General features: G+C 41.9%; 12 protein-coding genes. 3 read left to right on the forward strand and 9 right to left on the reverse strand.

Translation table 11 applies throughout. The annotated features are described in order from the left end of the window. Nucleotides 1-215 precede the first annotated feature (215 nt). Together QNM18_RS11040 and QNM18_RS11045 are read right to left on the reverse strand one after the other, a co-directional pair. A complete protein-coding gene (locus QNM18_RS11040; RefSeq protein WP_211010633.1) occupies nt 216-686 on the reverse strand; it encodes a hypothetical protein in 471 nt (156 codons plus the stop codon). 480 nt (nt 687-1,166) lie between these two features. Next, nucleotides 1,167-2,627: a hypothetical protein gene (locus QNM18_RS11045; RefSeq protein WP_284137229.1), complete on the reverse strand. Its 1,461-nt coding sequence runs from the start codon at nt 2,625-2,627 to the stop codon at nt 1,167-1,169. Between the two features lie 167 nt (nt 2,628-2,794). Here QNM18_RS11045 and QNM18_RS11050 point away from each other — a divergent pair, with 167 nt between their 5' ends. Further along, a complete protein-coding gene (locus QNM18_RS11050) occupies nt 2,795-3,478 on the forward strand; it encodes a hypothetical protein (RefSeq protein ID WP_284137230.1) in 684 nt (227 codons plus the stop codon). A gap of 433 nt (nt 3,479-3,911) precedes the next feature. On the opposite strand, the gene QNM18_RS11055 is transcribed toward QNM18_RS11050, so the two are convergent. From QNM18_RS11055 to QNM18_RS11080, 6 genes are all read right to left on the reverse strand, one after another. After that, a complete protein-coding gene (locus tag QNM18_RS11055; RefSeq protein WP_211010630.1) occupies nt 3,912-5,270 on the reverse strand; it encodes a DUF3526 domain-containing protein in 1,359 nt (452 codons plus the stop codon). Next, nucleotides 5,257-6,699 (reverse strand): ABC transporter permease, encoded by a 1,443-nt coding sequence (locus QNM18_RS11060; RefSeq protein WP_284137231.1) that lies wholly within the window; start codon nt 6,697-6,699, stop codon nt 5,257-5,259. Before QNM18_RS11060 ends, QNM18_RS11055 begins: the two co-directional genes overlap by 14 nt. A gap of 71 nt (nt 6,700-6,770) precedes the next feature. Further along, a complete protein-coding gene (locus tag QNM18_RS11065) occupies nt 6,771-7,493 on the reverse strand; it encodes an ABC transporter ATP-binding protein (RefSeq protein WP_284137232.1) in 723 nt (240 codons plus the stop codon). Nucleotides 7,494-7,653: 160 nt separating this feature from the next. Next, nucleotides 7,654-8,106, reverse strand: coding sequence for a hypothetical protein (locus QNM18_RS11070; RefSeq protein ID WP_023401996.1), 453 nt, complete (start codon nt 8,104-8,106; stop codon nt 7,654-7,656). A 14-nt stretch (nt 8,107-8,120) separates the two neighbouring features. Then, nucleotides 8,121-9,389, reverse strand: a complete 1,269-nt coding sequence (locus QNM18_RS11075) for an MDR family MFS transporter (RefSeq protein WP_247687355.1) — start codon at nt 9,387-9,389, stop codon at nt 8,121-8,123. 4 nt (nt 9,390-9,393) lie between these two features. After that, entirely contained in the window at nt 9,394-10,215 is an 822-nt protein-coding gene (locus QNM18_RS11080; protein WP_284137233.1) for a nicotianamine synthase family protein, read from the reverse strand. Between the two features lie 165 nt (nt 10,216-10,380). On the opposite strand from QNM18_RS11080, the gene QNM18_RS11085 reads away from it, so the two are divergent. Further along, nucleotides 10,381-11,553 carry an efflux RND transporter periplasmic adaptor subunit gene (locus tag QNM18_RS11085; RefSeq protein ID WP_284137234.1) on the forward strand — a complete coding sequence of 391 codons (1,173 nt, stop codon included), beginning with the start codon at nt 10,381-10,383 and terminating at the stop codon, nt 11,551-11,553. After that, nucleotides 11,550-14,654 (forward strand): efflux RND transporter permease subunit, encoded by a 3,105-nt coding sequence (locus QNM18_RS11090; RefSeq protein ID WP_284137235.1) that lies wholly within the window; start codon nt 11,550-11,552, stop codon nt 14,652-14,654. Before QNM18_RS11085 ends, QNM18_RS11090 begins: the two co-directional genes overlap by 4 nt. Nucleotides 14,655-14,719: 65 nt before the next feature. Here the strand turns inward: QNM18_RS11090 and QNM18_RS11095 are convergent, their stop codons facing one another. Next, the gene (locus QNM18_RS11095) at nt 14,720-16,843 is read right to left on the reverse strand and encodes a TonB-dependent siderophore receptor (RefSeq protein WP_284137236.1); all 2,124 of its coding nucleotides are present in this window, start codon (nt 16,841-16,843) and stop codon (nt 14,720-14,722) included. Between the last annotated feature and the right edge of the window lie 261 nt (nt 16,844-17,104).

Here is a 17,104-nt window from a genome sequence, read left to right on the forward strand (position 1 = left end):
GCAAAAGGATAATCCAAATACCACACCTTTCAATTTGCGCCTACAACATCCGCTATCGCGCTGCTATAAACAAACTCCATTGACTCTGGCGGCGGTACAGCCATTTGAAAAACAACAGGTTTAAAGCAACTGGGCATGACAAAAAAATCAAACAGCCAATACATCAAGTGGACTAAATCTATATAAAAAAACACCTTTATATATCGGGCCTAAAATTACGAACGGGGATAACACTTGACAGCTTCACCGTTGGCTATTTTCTCTACATCGTCAAATGTATCGCTTAGCCTGAATAAAACTTTTGAATAAACTTGGACTGTTGGCTGAGATTGATTTTCGTCACCCTTTCTTAAAGCATATAAAAGCTGGTAATGAAACCCACTCTCGCGAAGCATTCCGCCATTGAGGTACCGCTTGAGAACAAAGTCCACTCCATTGTCTACCTTGTGTTCTTCAAGAGAAAAAGCCGAACTGCCTAGATTAACACCATTCATCTTAAAATCTTTTGAGGTTGAACTAAAGCAATCAGTTAAATAATTTATCATGTCATATTCTAACTTTTCATAATTATTAACAGCGCTATAAACTGGGCTTTTATCCGAATTAACCCTTAGATCATCTATTGTGTTAACACTGACACAAGCTGATAAAAATGAAAGTAAAAAAATAGGTATCAAAATCTTCATAGATTGTTCCAAAAACTCTATCTAACAAAAAAACGCATAGCATAGAGAGAAGATAAGCGTGCGTATCGAATATAAGACGCCATTTTTACAACTTGTAGAAGCAACTTCAATGGGTTATTCATCATTAATTTAGTAATTAGCCCCTTTTTAATTTATGTTAGATTTTAACTGGGTAAGCCCCCCCTGAAGGCAACGTCAATATTTTTATGTAATACGCTTCCATTCATACTATATACTTCTCATGCCGAAAGTTACTTCCTACAATCCACATACTGCTTCGCAATCTCGATAGTTTTAGACATTCCGTTATATGTCGGATAATTAGCTGCACCATTTTCCAATAAATTTGCAGGGTTAACAGGCCAAGTGTTTAAACTATGCAGCAAAGTAATTAGTCTCTATCACGCCTTGCGAAATAGACCATCAAAAAAGAGGAGCGAACTCCCCTTTGTGGCATTTCAAAAAATAAAACTTAGAAATTTAGAAACGATTACAAATGTACTTATCCTCACCGCTACTAAAATCTCTATCCCAATAGCAGCTTCTGGTTATTTTTTCTTTGCAGATATGTGCAAATTCCACTACGATCCCGCGCTCTGAGTTTGGTGCTTTATACTCATAAACGCCACTATTCCAATTAATGTCCCAAGTCAGTTCAGGTCTAGTTGGCGTACCACGTGTGACACGATTTTGGCGAGTGTGATCGTTTGCACCTACGCAATCGGGTAATGCAACTAGCTGATTGAACTTACCGTTTTCATCAGCCTGTATGGCTTCGTTCGCAAGCACGCCGATTGGCTCTCTATTATAAACATTCAAATATACCAAGCCAAAAGGCACAGGTTGCCCTGAACCATCAATTACCGTTCCTGACATACCAATTTCTTGGTGTGCTTCTAATAAGCTTGGCGCGAGTAAATTGGTTAAGTTTTCGTTGTTGTATGTTCGAATACTACCTACACTTGCGCCCGATAGCGGATCTGATACGGCAAAAGAATATTGCGCTGAAGTGGGAGGTAAGTTAGCCTGATCGCCTTTAACTAAAAAAACAGTATTCGTACTTGGCGTAACATCAATATTAAGCCTCTGATTATTTGGTACTTTAGTCCAACCAGAACCATTCCAAATTTCTAAGCTAAATTGGTCACTCGCCGCAAAGTTAAATGACAACTTCGACTGCGATGCGCCAGCACTGTACACAAAGAAATCCTGATCATTTTGACTATCAATATTGCCAACAATATTACCATTACTCGGTAGAGTAGTTGCCTGACCCGGCTTATCATTAGCCTCTTGCGCATCAAAGTTAGGGTGGCTGAACCATGCCATAATACTTTGGTCTGCACTCGTTCCAGATATAGATTGCGCAACCATAACATACGCACCAGGGTCGGCTTTATATACAACCTGCTCTGTTACCGCTGTTGTTGAAACCGACGTATCCAAAGGTGTTAAACTGTTGTCATCTTCTAACTTAAATAAATACAAATTGTAGTCAACACCTTGTGGAATATTTACTAATAAGCCTTCGATTTTAGTAGATTCAGTGATTTGAGTACTAAAGCAAGTTATATCGTTTGGTTGAGAGAATGACGCATAAACTGCACTATCCAAGCCAAGTTCGGGACACCCGCTGCGCTCTTGGAGTGTCGGACTGGTGTTATTCTGAGACACCGTTGCGCCAGCACTAAACGTAGAAGTATTCATAGCATTGACTATTTGATTGCGGCGTTCTAAATGCTGGATTTGGAAAGGAATGTTCGTTTTTAGACCCCCTTCCTCTGCTGATCTTACTTGATTGCCGTCAAAGTGAGTACCTGGAAAATCATAAATAGAAACAGGTTGATCTATCAATTTTGGAACTACAATATTACTTGCGAATGTTGAACCTGCCATTGTTACAGCAATAGCAACCGAGGAGTATTTTAGTAATTTTAACATTATCAAATCCTTCTTATTTATAAATGCTTAAAGTTTTTAAGCATTTTGACGATAATAAATATAAAGGAACAAATCAAATTAACTATTTCATATTTAAATCAGTTTTGAAAACGACTAGATTTATATTAAAGTACTGATATTAAGATGTAATAATCAAGGAAAAAATTATGGATATAAAATCTTCATTGCAAAAGTCACAACATGATTTAGTCAACAATAACGCAGCTTTAACAAAAGCAAAATCTACTACTATTGATACACGATCTCCCGCTGAAAAGCTCAACGCTGTCCCTGCATCGATTATAAATACGCCTGTTGCAAGCGAAGAAGAAATAAAGAAATTTCAACAAGAAGCATATGAATATAATGTAAAAAACTTCGAAATACAGGACAAAACACAAGCTGCTTTTGCCACAACACTAAAAGAGTTTGAGAAATTTAAAGATACACAATCGACTTTACACCCAAATATCGATTTCAATACGCTCGACCTTGCTCAAAAAGAAGATGGCACCCTTCAATTGGTAGGAGGAAATATAGCTACCTCGCTCCGAGCCGAGCTGGAAGCACAAATAAATGGCAACGAGGAGCTGAAAAGCGCTTACAAACAGGTGCATGAAGGTATGGCTGATATTGTTCGCTATTTTGATGTAAATAGTAATGTCGAAGCTAAAGACTTTTACGGAAAATTTAGACTAAACGAGTTAAGTCACAGTTTTGAGAAACAATTTCATGATGACGGTTTTGGCCAAGATTATCAAACGTTAGAAGAAAAAGTATTAAGCAACTCTTTACTATTTTCTTCCAAAATGGCCGATGCAATAAACCCGAGAATAAATATATCCGTATAAATCTTTGTTATAACTGACGTGATAGTGATTTATAAAAAATAGAATGAAGCAAGCTTTAACATCTTGTTAACTCAACTTACCACCATTATAAAACACAGAAAAAACAAGGTAATAATAAAATTTAAATCACCAAACTTTTTAACATGTAAAACTATTTTTATATGAGTAAATGTTATCCGCCTAGAAGAGTGTAAACAGAAGGCTGCATGGTAATTGAGCCTAGTTGATTAGTCAGGGAAAACTAAACTGCATGGGCCGTACTTAAAAAGTGCCCCAATGGTTTAGAAACATGGACAAGATTTGGTTTGTGGTTCTTAATATTTGATTTCTTGGAGTAGACATAAGCATGCAGACTAAGCGGCTCATCACTTTAAATCGCATTTTACTATGTTGATGAAAGAGGCCCCTGTTGTTAGGGCCTCTATTTTATTGTTTAAATTGGTCGAAGTTGCTTTAATCTAAGTGTCGCAACAATCACCAAAATCAAAATAAACAGTGTACTTATCAACAACTGCCAAACATCGACACCTTTAGCTGGTGTTTTTGCTTCAAATAGCGGGAAGTTTTCTACATCCGTTTTTGTCACTGGCTTATCAAAAAACATGAAGTCATAAAAGAAATGACGGATCTGCTGATGATACTCAGCTACCTGCAAACGGTAGTCAGCTTGATCTGCGCTGCTGGTATTTGCCAACTGGTTCAATTTCAGTTGAAAAAATAACGATGGAGATAGCGCACTCAAACGTTGCAAACTTTGCTGTCGCATCAGATTGGTTTCACGGTACTGCTGCCACAGCTGTTCAACCTCTACATCACTTAAATGCTGTTGAGCATAATACCATTTCCAGTCAAACGCCTCACCTAATGGCGCCGTGTCTTGCCAGTTGGACTCATGCTGTAAAAATGTATCGAGGGTTTGTTGCTTGTCTTTGTCCCATCCATCATTGAGCGTTACACGCTGCTTGAGGCTTATTTCAAGTGGCGCGTTGGTTTGATATTGATTTGACAAATATAGGTGCACTGCACTGGGCAGTAACATGGCAAACACAACCCAACTACTTAAATAGGTTAAGCTGTTAAACACACTGCTTTTACCAAAACTCATAATTAGCGCGGCAATGCTGAACCAAAAAACCATATATAAGCTGGTCGCGGCTATTACAGTCCAAAATATGCCGTCAAACGGCAAAGACAATAGTATTGCAGCGCTCACTAGCAGCAGTATAACTAACAGCCAAATCACCGCAAAGCGCAGTGCAAGTTGCTTTGCCACCTGACTAAACGCGCTGGTTGGCAGGGCATTTAACATTCGCCAACGGCCAGCATGCTGTTCATCAGATATCAGTGTCACCGTCAATATGCCAATGACTAAAGGCAGCAAATATACCAATACAAAGCCCAGATCTAAGCCACCAGTACGCTGCTGCGCAGGGTTCACAATCTCACGGTTAAAAATCTGGCTTTGCAATGCTGTGGCACGCACTTTAGTTGCAACCATTGAAGAGTGACTTTCTCCCACAAATAAAGCCGCCCATGGACTCAACTTCCACTCAGTTGGCGCACTGGCATAATAAGCGAGCGAGCCAGCAGCTGGGAGAGTTTCTCTTTTATTGACGTGTTCACGTTCCTTTTGAAAAACTATTTTAGATTTGTATTGATCGATACGTAACGTTTTATAGCCTTGAGCACCTTGATAAATTGCAAAAATACCTGCAACTAAAAAGAGTAACAGGACGAGTTTGTTTACAGCCCCTGAAAACAGTCGCTTACATTCAAGTTTAAACAGTAGCATAAACTCTCCTTTGCATACCTTTAGAGTTCAAAGTCCCAAACATCGCTAAGACCACCAGCAAAGGCAGTAACCAAACCAAAGAAAACGGACTTAACGACCAACTCAATACTGGAGACCGATAAGAGAACGCTTCAAACTCTTGCCAGTAAGATTTATCAATACGTTGATCGCTGTCGTTGTGATGATGGATCTCATTGGTGTGCAATTGGTTCAACTTTTGAATACGCGCGTAGCGATGCGCTTCTGCCTGTTGCTCAAAGTCCAAAAAGTGTCTCGTATCTGTGCGTGTCAGTGCCATTGAAAAATCGCGAACAAATAAATAGGGATTTAACCAGTAAAACTGGCTAACAAAGCGCTGCTGCGCCGCAAATTGCGCTAGCTGGTTTTCATAGTGCTTTTTATAGATTTCGGCATTGAGCTTTTCACCTTCTTGCATCACCAAGCCTCTATAATTAACTGGCAACTGCTCCACTGTACTAACACCATACTTTTTGAGGGTTTCCTCTTTGAACTTGTTAAAGTAAGGATCATTTGGATTATGGCTGTCACCTACTTTGCGGTTATCTAACTTGATAGCCAACTCAAAGTCATTTCGCTTCTGATGTGGGTACTGGTTGTGTGCAAATTCAGCCAGCATTCGAGGCATTAAAATGGTTAAAATAAACCATAAAGATGTCAGTAATACCAAGGCTTGTTTTGGTGCTTTCACTAGGCTTGATACGAACAGGGTTAAGCCAATCCAAAATAAGCAATACAATATGTAGACGGTGAATAAAAGTAATAACCTAAGCGGTGCTTCTGAAGAGAAAGAAGCACCAGTGCTAAAGGCAAGTAATAATGCCAAAATAAACACTGGTAAGATAAATATCACTGACAACAACAAGTAGCTCAGACTTTTCCCAGTGATCAAATCTCTGAATGAAACGCCCATGGACATCAGCTGGCGCAAAGTACCACTTTTTTGTTCACCACTGATGCTGGCAAAGCCCAACGCAATGATCAACAGGGGCCAAATGGTTAAAAGGATATTAGCAGTGCTTAACTCAGAGAACCTCAGTAACGTACCGCCATCTTGATCATTGGCGAAGTTTGCACTGTTTTGCTTATGGGCCTCTAAGAATATGCTGTTGCCAACCCATGAGTTCACGCCTAGATCAAAAAAACTTAGCGCACTTGGCGTTCTAAAAGCAAAATGGCCAAAATGCGCCACTCGGTGTGGATGTCTATCTGGCTGAGCTTCCCACTGCTGTTCTACCAAGGCCTGTGCCGTGGCCTGCGTTTGTGCATTGTGTTGATATTGCTGCCACCCGGTAAACAAGGCAACAGCGAGCAATAGTTGGATCATGATGAAGATCAACCACAAGCTAGGGCTTTTACGCTTACTGGCTAATTCGTGGCGAAATATCTTCATTACTCTGGTATTAATCATGTAATTATATTTCCTGTATGAACGCGGTTTATTTACGCAACGAGTTTGATTTTGTTGCGTTAAATGCTGTGTTAGCTTGCCTCGCGTATCGCACTTTTTCCTGAAATTAACTCATGGTAGGTATTTTCCAGGGTGTTGAGCGGAAGTTGTTTATTATCTAGTAGTGTTAACAGCGTCCCTTTGTCCATAATGCCAATTTTATCCGCTAGGGTATGCGCACAATAAAAGTCATGGGTTACCATTAAAATAGCCGCCCCCTTTTTTGCAAGTTGCTCGACAATACGAATAAACTCAAGGGTTGCACTCGGATCTAATCCTGAAGTTGGCTCATCGAGTAAGAGTACTTTGGCTTCACGAATAATCGCAAAAGCAATGCCCACTTTTTGTCTCATGCCTTTTGAATAGTTTTTTAATGATTGAGAGCGTGCTCCGGGCTCTAAACCGGTCTCATCTAATGCAGCATTGATCTGTGCTTCAGACACTGTTAGACCAGACAAACTGGCGAGGTATTTGAGGTTATCTATCGCATTAAATTCTTGATAAAGGTTAACTTGTTCTGGCAGGTAAACGAGTTTTTCCTTTGAGCCCGAACTGCTGTGTACATTCACACCGTCGATCAGGGCTTGGCCACTATCAGGCTGTAAAAAATTAAGAAAAATATTTAGGGTAGTACTTTTACCTGCTCCATTTGCACCCAAAAGGCACATAATTTCGCCCTGCTCGACCTTAAAGCTCAGGTCATTAATCACTTGTTTTTCTGAGAATGATTTATTTAAATTTTTGGCTTCTAACACAAAACACTCCTTATACTAAAAAATTCCGCCTCAGCAAAATGCATCATCCCTGATACGAGACATAACGCACTTCACTTGAGCGGAACTTGAAATATGCGATGAACGCAATATTGCTTAGTTATAACATAACACTTGTTGATTAAATAGAAACATTTATCATTTAGCCGATAGGCACTAGAAAACTAGCTGTGCCTGTAAATGCGCCTCCCTCAACATGGATCTGCCCATTTTTATAGTACACAAGGTCTTTTGACAGTTGCTTCTTACAGTGTTTTGGAAAAAATCCTTCGAATCGAACTTCTTCTGTAATGTTAATAGGCCGCTTAAATTTTATATCTAAATCTCGCAGGTATACCTCCCCTACTTTTTCGGTAAGTTGATTGTCCCAACAGCCATAAATAATGCCCAGCTGAGATATCCAAATCATGGCACTTTGCGCACTGAAATGGAATTGACCATCTCCAGGCATCTGAAAATGCTCTACATTGATCCTGCCATCAATATAACCTGGCTCTAGAGAAACTGAACTAAAAGACATACGCTCTTCACGCCAACCATTTTCTAAATAGTCCGACATATAAGCGCGCTGCTGCTGTGGTGTGAGTTGAATCATTTGATGTTCCTTACTTAATGGGTAGATGGGCTGGTTGTTTGACTTTCGTCTTCTTGGGTAGCTGAAGACATCAGCAGCGTGTTTAGTATCGCCGTAATAAGGCCAATGAAGATTAGGCAATACCATGCTAAGTGCTCACTAATGTTTGACAGATCAAACGCAACGCCGACAACGCTACTGCCTGCGATCAAACCAACGCCAGCAAATAGATAAAAAAAGCCATAATGAGTTGCCACTGACTTGTCTTTAGCAAGTTCAGAGATTTGACTCATAATAAACGGGAAACTGACCATGGTACCCACGGTAAAAATAACTGCGAGCAAGCTAAGCGGAAGGTAATACAATACGCCTTGGCTATAAGGCCAGCTTGGAATAAGCGTTAAGAAAGACACCCCCATCAATGCAATACCAATACTTATCCATTGTTTTGGTGACAGCCAACGCTCACATAACTTGGTAACTGGAAACTGTAAAAATATCGAGATCACGGCACATAGCGTTAGTACCCATGCCACATCTTGCGGTGCACCTTGTTGATTGACAATATGCATAGGTATCGCAAAGGAAATTTGGTTTATAAGCATAAAGTAACCAGCCATCACCGCCGAGAACTTTAGAAACTCTCGGTTACTCAGTACACCCGCGACCATCGCTTTTACGCCACCTTGTTTGGATGATGAAGACACATTGGCCTTGTCGCTTTGCTGCTTTTTTTGATGTTGTGGGATCAATAACGTGAAAACAACCGCAAACATGGCAAATGGCAATGCGGAGACGATGCACAAGATATCAAAACTGATATTGAGCAAAAGCAAGCCGCACACCGGGCCCAGCAGTTCCCCGCCATTTCTTGCCACACCAACCAAAGAAAACATTTGTGCGCGACTAAGCACTTGTTGCTTGGAAAAATACGCTTGTGCCGCTGGAGTAAACAATGCCCCTGCAAACCCGGTTAAAAACGCTGCGAGAAATAGGATTGCCGTCACATCAGCAAACAGGAATAAACAAAAGCCAATTGCTCTTAGCAAACACCCAATGACAATGAGTTTTTTTTCGCCGAATAGATCAGCTAAAAGACCACCAACAAGGAACAGTCCTTGCTGACAAAATGAACGTACACCAAGTACCACCCCGACTAAGGTCGCACTCAGCAACAGGTCTTGCTTCAAATATCCCGCTAAAAACGGGATCAGCATATAAAACCCAAGGTTAAATACAAAGGCAGCGATCAGCATCCAGCGATATTCTGCTGTCAGCTTAAAATATGAGGTAAAAATAGACATAGTCTTAAACTGGCTTCTGCGCTATCAAAATTGAGTGAAAATTATCCGCATAAGTTTGGATCTTAAGTTTCAACTGAAACGGCGTTAACCCCTGCTCATCAATACTTGGATAAAGCAAGGTTCGTAGATTGTATGCAGTTCGCACAACCAGCTGTGCACCCGGCTTCATGTGTTCAAACAGGTGCGCGACAATTTTATTTTTTAGTGATTCATCACCAACAAGGGCTGCTAGCCAAATGACATCGTACTGCGCCAAGTTACCTTGCTGACATATATCATTGTGAATAAACGTCATTTCATTTTCAGGTGAGAGTGACTGACACACTTGCTGGCCCAGCAACAGGTCCGGCCCATTGATATCTAGGTTATCAACCTGTAAACCCGAGTTGTGCAGCGCTAACGTCGTCAATGGCAATGCACCTGAGCCGACCATAAGTACGTTTTTCACCGGTTCGTCCGCCAAAGAGTGAATGGCGTTTATTTCCAGTCCAGTGGCACGCTGATAGTGTTTGTAATATGGATACTCGTTGCCCAGCACCTCGTTTGGGTCATCACTTGCCACAATCCGCTCAGCCCAGTGTCGCTCGTATAGGCTAGAAGCGTGGCTGAACAATTGCTGGATCCCCGGTTTGATTTTTTGGATCTGCGGCTGCGCAAGTACATTATCGGCAAACTCACTGCCGTGTTCATTGGACAGCAAATCTAAAAATTGGTGAAAGGTAGCCATGTTATCTGGCGTGATCTCAAGCGTAGACATCGACTTGATATGCTCGAACCCATCCACAATTTGAGTCGCGTGAATGGCAGCCTGATTTGAAATATTCATAAGTTAGTGTTTACTGTATTGTCCCTATTTTTATGTTATAACATATCCCACAAGTAACCCCGATGTAAACTACTCAACTGAATTAATTTCAATTAGCTTAGTTGGTTAGTTAAATGTTGAAACAATATATTTACAATTAAACCAGGTGCAAACAGAGACATTTTCATGGGAATAAATAAAAATAAGTCTTATTTTCATATACATACAAAGCGAATTGCGATTTTGCTTGTGGTGTTAGTAACAGGTGGTTCAGCATGTGCAGCGCTACTGAAATTTGGTAAAAAAAGTGCGGCGATAACACCGCCTGTGGATACTCGTCCCCATGTTGTAGCCCAACCACTCAATATTGTCGATTATCAAACAACACTGTCACTATCCGGTGTATTACAACCTGCCGAAAAAACGGACGTCGCTTTTGAACTTGGCGGTAAAGTCGCGTGGCTAAACATGAAGTTTATTGAAGGTGGCATTGTCAAAAAAGGGGAAGTATTAGCAACACTTGACCCTTTTGACTATGAAACAGAAGTAAAAGACAAACAAGCGGGTGTCGCATTAGCCCAAGCGCAGCTCTCAGAAGAGCTAGCCAAAGCTGAGGTAGCAAAGAAAGAGTGGGCTCACACATCCAACACCACAGCGCTGGCCCTTAGGAAGCCCCAAGTTGCCAGTGCAAAGGCACATCTAAAAGCAGCTCAGGCCAGCTTAGACAAAGCGGAGCAAAATCTTTTCAGAACAAAATATTACGCACCTTATGATGCGCTGATACTCGGTCGAAACACCGGCCTAGGTCAGGTGGTTTCCAAAGGTCAGAGCTTAGGGCAGCTGGCCAACTTAAAATATGGTGAAATCCACGTCCCAGTCGCTGGTTTTGACCGTCCATTTTTACCTGAACTCCCCGCCGATAACGTAAAAATCAGCGTCGATAATTTTGCTCGATTGGGCACTTTAACACGCCATATAGGGCGTTTTAGTGAGCGTACTCGCATGGCTTACTATGTAATTCAAATTGACGATCCCTATGCACTTAACAATGATAAATCGCCTCTGTATTTTGGCCAGTTTTTAGAAGCCAGTGTATCTGGGATCACACTAAAAAATGTACTAAAAACCCCTCAAGCACAACTAAAAGATAACGCGGTGTGGTTATTATCTGCAAATAACGAGCTGATCAAATATACCACCGAAGTCATTCGAAAAGAGCACGACTTTGTGTTGTTAAAAGCACCAAGTCAGGATAACTATCAATTGGTTACTCAACTCCCTGAATATCCGCAAAACGGTATGCAGGTCAAGTTGCGAACTGAGCGGCTGCAACTTGCAGAGAAAGGAGATAGACAATGAACCAGCGACAAGGTCTGATAAGTTACTTTGTACATCACCCTGTTGCAGCTAACTTAATGCTGTTGTTGATTGTGTGTATGGGATTGCTTAGCTACAACAGTATTCAGCGCCAAACCTTTCCTTTGTCCGAGAGCAATAAAGTGACAATCAGAGCAATACAGCTCGGAGCGTCAGCAAAAGAGATCGAAGAGAATATCCTACTTAAAATTGAGCAAGCACTTAAACCCCAAGTTGGTGTAAAACGCATCATTAGCACAGCTTCCCCCTCCCGCGGACGAGTTGAAATTCAGTTGCACAATGGCGAAGATATGGCATCACGATTAGACGAGATAAAACTCAAACTAGACAGTATTGCCACATTCCCTTCAAATATGGACCCCTTGCTTGTCTATGAAAATGTTCAGCGCCAAAGAGCATTTAGCGTCGTCGTCTCAGGGCTTGAAAACCCAGTTGCACTCAAACAACTCGGCGATGAAATGAAAGATGAGCTACTGCAACTTAAAGGGATCTCCTATGTTGATTTATCAGCAATGCCTGATTACGAAGTTGCCATTGAAGTTTTACCTAACAAGCTTAGAGAGTATAACTTAACGCTTTCGCAAGTTGTCTCGGCACTGCATGCACAATCAGACAATCTCTCGGCAGGTCAAATAAAAACAGCCAGCGGCAATATCTATTTAAGATTGGAACAGCGCCAGTATTTCGGTGCAGGTTTAGCCGAAGTGCCGATACTGACAGGCATGTTAGGCGAAAAAGTGTATCTTAAAGACATTGCCAATATTAAAGATGGCTTTAAAGAGTCACTCAATCAAGGCCGCTTTAATGGCAAACGCGCTCTATACATAATGGTGTTAGCATCTAAAGAGCAATCATTAACTGCTGTCGTTGATACTGTTAAACCATATATTGAGCGCAAGCGCCAAACACTCCCAAGCGAAGTAGGCATTTATGAATTTGTTGACGTGACCTATTACCTCGATGGCCGCTTAAATATGATGCTGACCAATTTAGCTCAAGGTGCCATCCTGGTATTTATAGTGCTGGCGGTATTTTTGCGCACACGTTTGGCTTTGTGGGTCATGGTGGGCTTACCTGTCGCCATGCTAGGCGCATTTTGGCTGATGCCATTTTTGGGGATCACCATTAACTTGGTATCACTCTTTGCGTTTATTATGGTACTTGGGATCGTTGTGGACGATGCCATAGTCATAGGCGAAAGCGTCTGTGATCAAATTGAGCACCACGGGCATTCAAATACGCAGGTAATACTCGGAGCCCAAAAAGTTGCAATGCCCGCCACGTTCGGTGTACTCACCACCATTGCTGTTTTTATGCCTTTTATGCTCAGTACTGGCCCTAATTCAGGCCAATTTATTGCCATTGCTGGTGTATGTATTTTGTGTTTGTTCTTCAGCTTGATTGAATCTAAATTGATTTTGCCAGCGCATTTAGCCGCAACCCCTATGCCTACCCTGCCTGACAACCACTGGCGTGTGCGCTTCAACAACAAATTCCAGCAAGGTTTGTACAATCAGTATGTACCGCTGCTAACACGCAGTATCAATCACCGCTATGCAGTGATCGTTGGATTTGTTTGCTTATTTGTCTTTGCTGTGAGTTTATTAATAAGTGGTCAGGTGCGTTTCACACCGATCCCAAAAGTTCCTCACGACTACCCATCGATTAATATTCAAATGAATCACAATGTGTCAGAAGCCCAAACGCTCGCCGCAGTCGCGCAAATAGAAGATGTAATTCAACGTGTTGAGAGAAATATTAAAGCTGAAACAGGAAAAGGCATGGTTGAAGCTATGTATACACGTGTCGATCATCTCACCGAAGCTGAAGTAGTCACTCCGCTGATCCCTGAAGCCGACCGTCCTTTTGATACTTTTGAATTGGCTAGGCGCTGGCGTGAGCAACTACCTAGTATCCCAGGGGTGAAAAAACTCACGATCGAATCAGACGTCATTGATATCGCAGAAAAAGGTGACCTTCAGTATCAGCTATTTGCCCATGACATTGCGACTTTACAACTCGCTAGTAAGGATTTCATCGACAGAGTGAATGAAATACAGGGGGTTCATAGCGTCTTCTCTTCTTTAGATAGCGCACAAACCGAATATCAGGTAAAGCTAAAGCCACTCGCTCATCAGCTGCAACTCACGGCGAGGGACGTCACGCAACAAGTATCCGCTCGATTTTACGGTATTGAGATGCAACGCGTGATGCGTGATGGTCAAGAAGTTGTATTCATGGTCAAAGGGGTGGAACAAAATCGCGAACGAATAAGTGCTTTAGAGCGCACCGTGATCAGCCTTAAAAACGGTGAACAGGTCTTCTTTGGAGATGTTGCTGAAACAGTAGAAGTGCCGGGGATATCCGTTATCACCCGAGAGCAAGGCCATCAAGTGGTTACCATCAGTGCTAATGTTGACCAACAGCAAACAGCGTTAAAGCAAGTCTCCGATGTAATCGAAGATAAAATACTGCCCGAGTTAAGTATTAAATACCCAGAGCTAATGACACAGCTGGGTGGCGACTTACTTGCACAGCGCAAGGAACAGAGCCAAGTAGTCAGTTTTGCCATCGTGGGGCTGCTAGTTATCTACCTTTTATTAGCGTTACCACTGCAAAGTTATGTGCAACCTCTCATCGTCATGTCTGTGATCCCATTTTCCTTGGTCGGTGCGCTGTGGGGCCACTATTTCTTGGGATACAGTGTCAGCATGATGTCTATTTTTGGGATAGTTGCAGCAGCTGGTGTTGTGATCAATGACTCGCTTGTTATGACAGATGTGATAAACAAAAACAGAACGAACGGCTTGGATATGACAGAAGCTGTCATCCGTGCTGGCGTATCACGTTTTAGAGCTATCTTATTGACCTCATTGACCACCTTTCTCGGATTAGTGCCTATTATGTTTGAATCTAGTCTACAGGCGCAATTTGTCATCCCTACCGCCATTTCGCTAAGCTTCTCAGTTGTGTTTGCGACTGTAGTTACGCTGGTCTTGGTGCCCTGTTTATATGTTGTGATAGAAGATATCAAACGACTATTTATCTTACTGAAAAGCAGTTTGGCTACGCAACAGGCATAAAAAAATGCCTTGGCAGGGAGACTGACCAAGGCATTGTTTTTTTGAGACTTATCGGTTCATGTCAATTAGAATTGATAAGACGTCGAAACTAAGATTTTACGAGGCTCGCCCGGCTGTACCCACATCTGAGTATACGAATTCGTATAGTGCGTACGATCAAATGCATTGTGTACTTGTGCTTTTACTGACCAGTTGTCACTCAGATCATATTGTGCAAAAAAGTTTGCCGTCACATAAGATGGTAAGTAGAAGTCTGAACCACGCTGACCAAGTCTTTCATCTACATATTGTAAGCCCCCGCCCACTGTCAGTGCATTACCACCAACCTCATAGTACTGGCTCAGCTGTAGACTTGCAGAGTGCTCTGGAATATTGAGCAGATCGTCACCCTTTTTAATTGCTGCAAAAATGCCTGTATCTACATAGTCTTCTTCAACTTGCGCATCTAACAACATGTAAGAGAATCGAATTTCAATATCGGCAGGTAATTGACCAGCAATGTCGAGCTCATAACCTGCGCTACTAGCTTCACCAATGGCAAGGTGGCTGCCTAGATTCTTGGTGTCCGCAACAATGATGTTCTTCTGTTCACTGTCGAAATACGCAAACGTAATGTCTAAATTATTGTCAAGTAAAGACCATTTACTACCAAACTCGATCGATTCCGTTTCGTTTGGATCAAAAGCACTGCCTTGGGCGTTGGCACCAAAGTTTAGTCGGTAACCTTCACCATAGGTCGAGTATAAAGACCAATTGTCCGCCACTTGAAATACCACGCCAAGCTGTGGGCTAAAGCGGTTTTCAGACTGTTCAGTGTTACGGCCTTTTACCTTGTCTTCTAAAGTTTGCTTTAATGAGTCAAAGCGACCACCTATACGGACCGAAAGCGCATCAGTTAATGCCATTTGGTTCTGAATATACAAACCAGTTGCCCATTGATTTTGCTGACGAATAATCGCAGGAACGCGTGTTCCAGGTGTAAACTGACCATATACAGGCTTGTGCACATTTATCGCATACATTTCTGCGTCTGTTGGATTTAACTGCAACGGCTTACCACGCGCGACAAGATAAGAACGATCGTATTCAAACCTGTCGTAATCCACACCCACAATAATATTGTGCGTGATAGCACCTGTTTCTATTTCACCAGCGAGTTCAAAACGTACAACATATTGATCAGTGTCATAATGGCGCTCACGGTGCTGACGCGCTAGAGTTTGGCCATCTAGATAAAACTTTTGGAATTGAGGCGCGATTTCAGCATCGCTTGAAAAACTATCTAGCTCAGTTTGTCGATACGCAGCGGCGGAGCTAAGCGCCCATGTTTCATTAAGGTTGTAATCCCACTTTAGCTGATGGCCAAGTACACTTGTGGTCGTTGGCCCATCTCCAGGCTCCCCTAAAAAGCGTTCAATTGGCATAAAATCAAAGTTACCGCCAAGTGCGATAATGCCACGATCAAACGGGATCTCATGCTCAGCGTATTCTAATTCATAAGAAATACTAGAACGTTCGCTTTGTTCAAACAATAGTGAAGCCATAAACCCTTGCTTTTGCGTCTCAATGGTGTCACGGAAACTATCTTCTTCTTGATAAAAACCAATAAAGCGACCAGCAACATCATCAGCAAGTACAGCGTTTACATCGGCTTCTAAGCGACGGTGAGCGCGACTACCTGCTGTCAACGCAATCGAGCTTGCAGAGTCAAACGTCGGTTTTTTTGTCACCAGGTTAATTGAACCACCCGGCTCGCCACGACCATATAAAGCAGCCTTTGGTCCTTTCAATACTTCGACACGCTCGATACCTGATACATCGCGCGGTCCAGAAAACCCTCGTCCAGCATTAAAACCATTGACTAAATAACCACTGGGTACATTCTCATCGCCAAAAAAGCCACGTATAGCATAACTATCCCAAAGCCCGCCCAAACTGTTTTGACGGCTAACAGATGCTGACATGTCTAAAACATCTGTCAGGTCAGTTAATCCCGTATTTTCAATGAGCTGTGAGTCGAATTCGAAAGTAGATTCAGGTGATTGCAAGTGTGTGAACTCACCACGATAAGCTTGGCGTTCACCGGTGACTTCTATTTTTTCAATACCGTTGTCGGCGTGAGCAGAGAAAATAGCAGCAAGTGACAGAGAAAGTACGCTTAAACGACAAGCATAGTTTAGGGGTTTCATTACAAATCCTTTATTTGATATGTTATAACGTTTTTGGGTACTTTAGCATGTGTCAATGCGAGTGTTAAGGATTATCGTTTAAGTATTTGTTGCAAAGTGTTTTTCTGTTTTTATCGAGCTGGCAGCCAGTCCCCTAACCAGCTTCGAACTTTTCGAGCGCTGTAATAATGCGTAATGTTTTTTTCTCCCTTTCTTGCTCTAACTTGTAAATACAGCTTTCTTTTAAGTTGAAATAGCTGTCTCTAAGCAACAAACCGTCAA

Source organism: Pseudoalteromonas obscura (genome assembly GCF_030135505.1).
Classification (GTDB): Bacteria; Pseudomonadota; Gammaproteobacteria; order Enterobacterales; family Alteromonadaceae; genus Pseudoalteromonas; species Pseudoalteromonas obscura.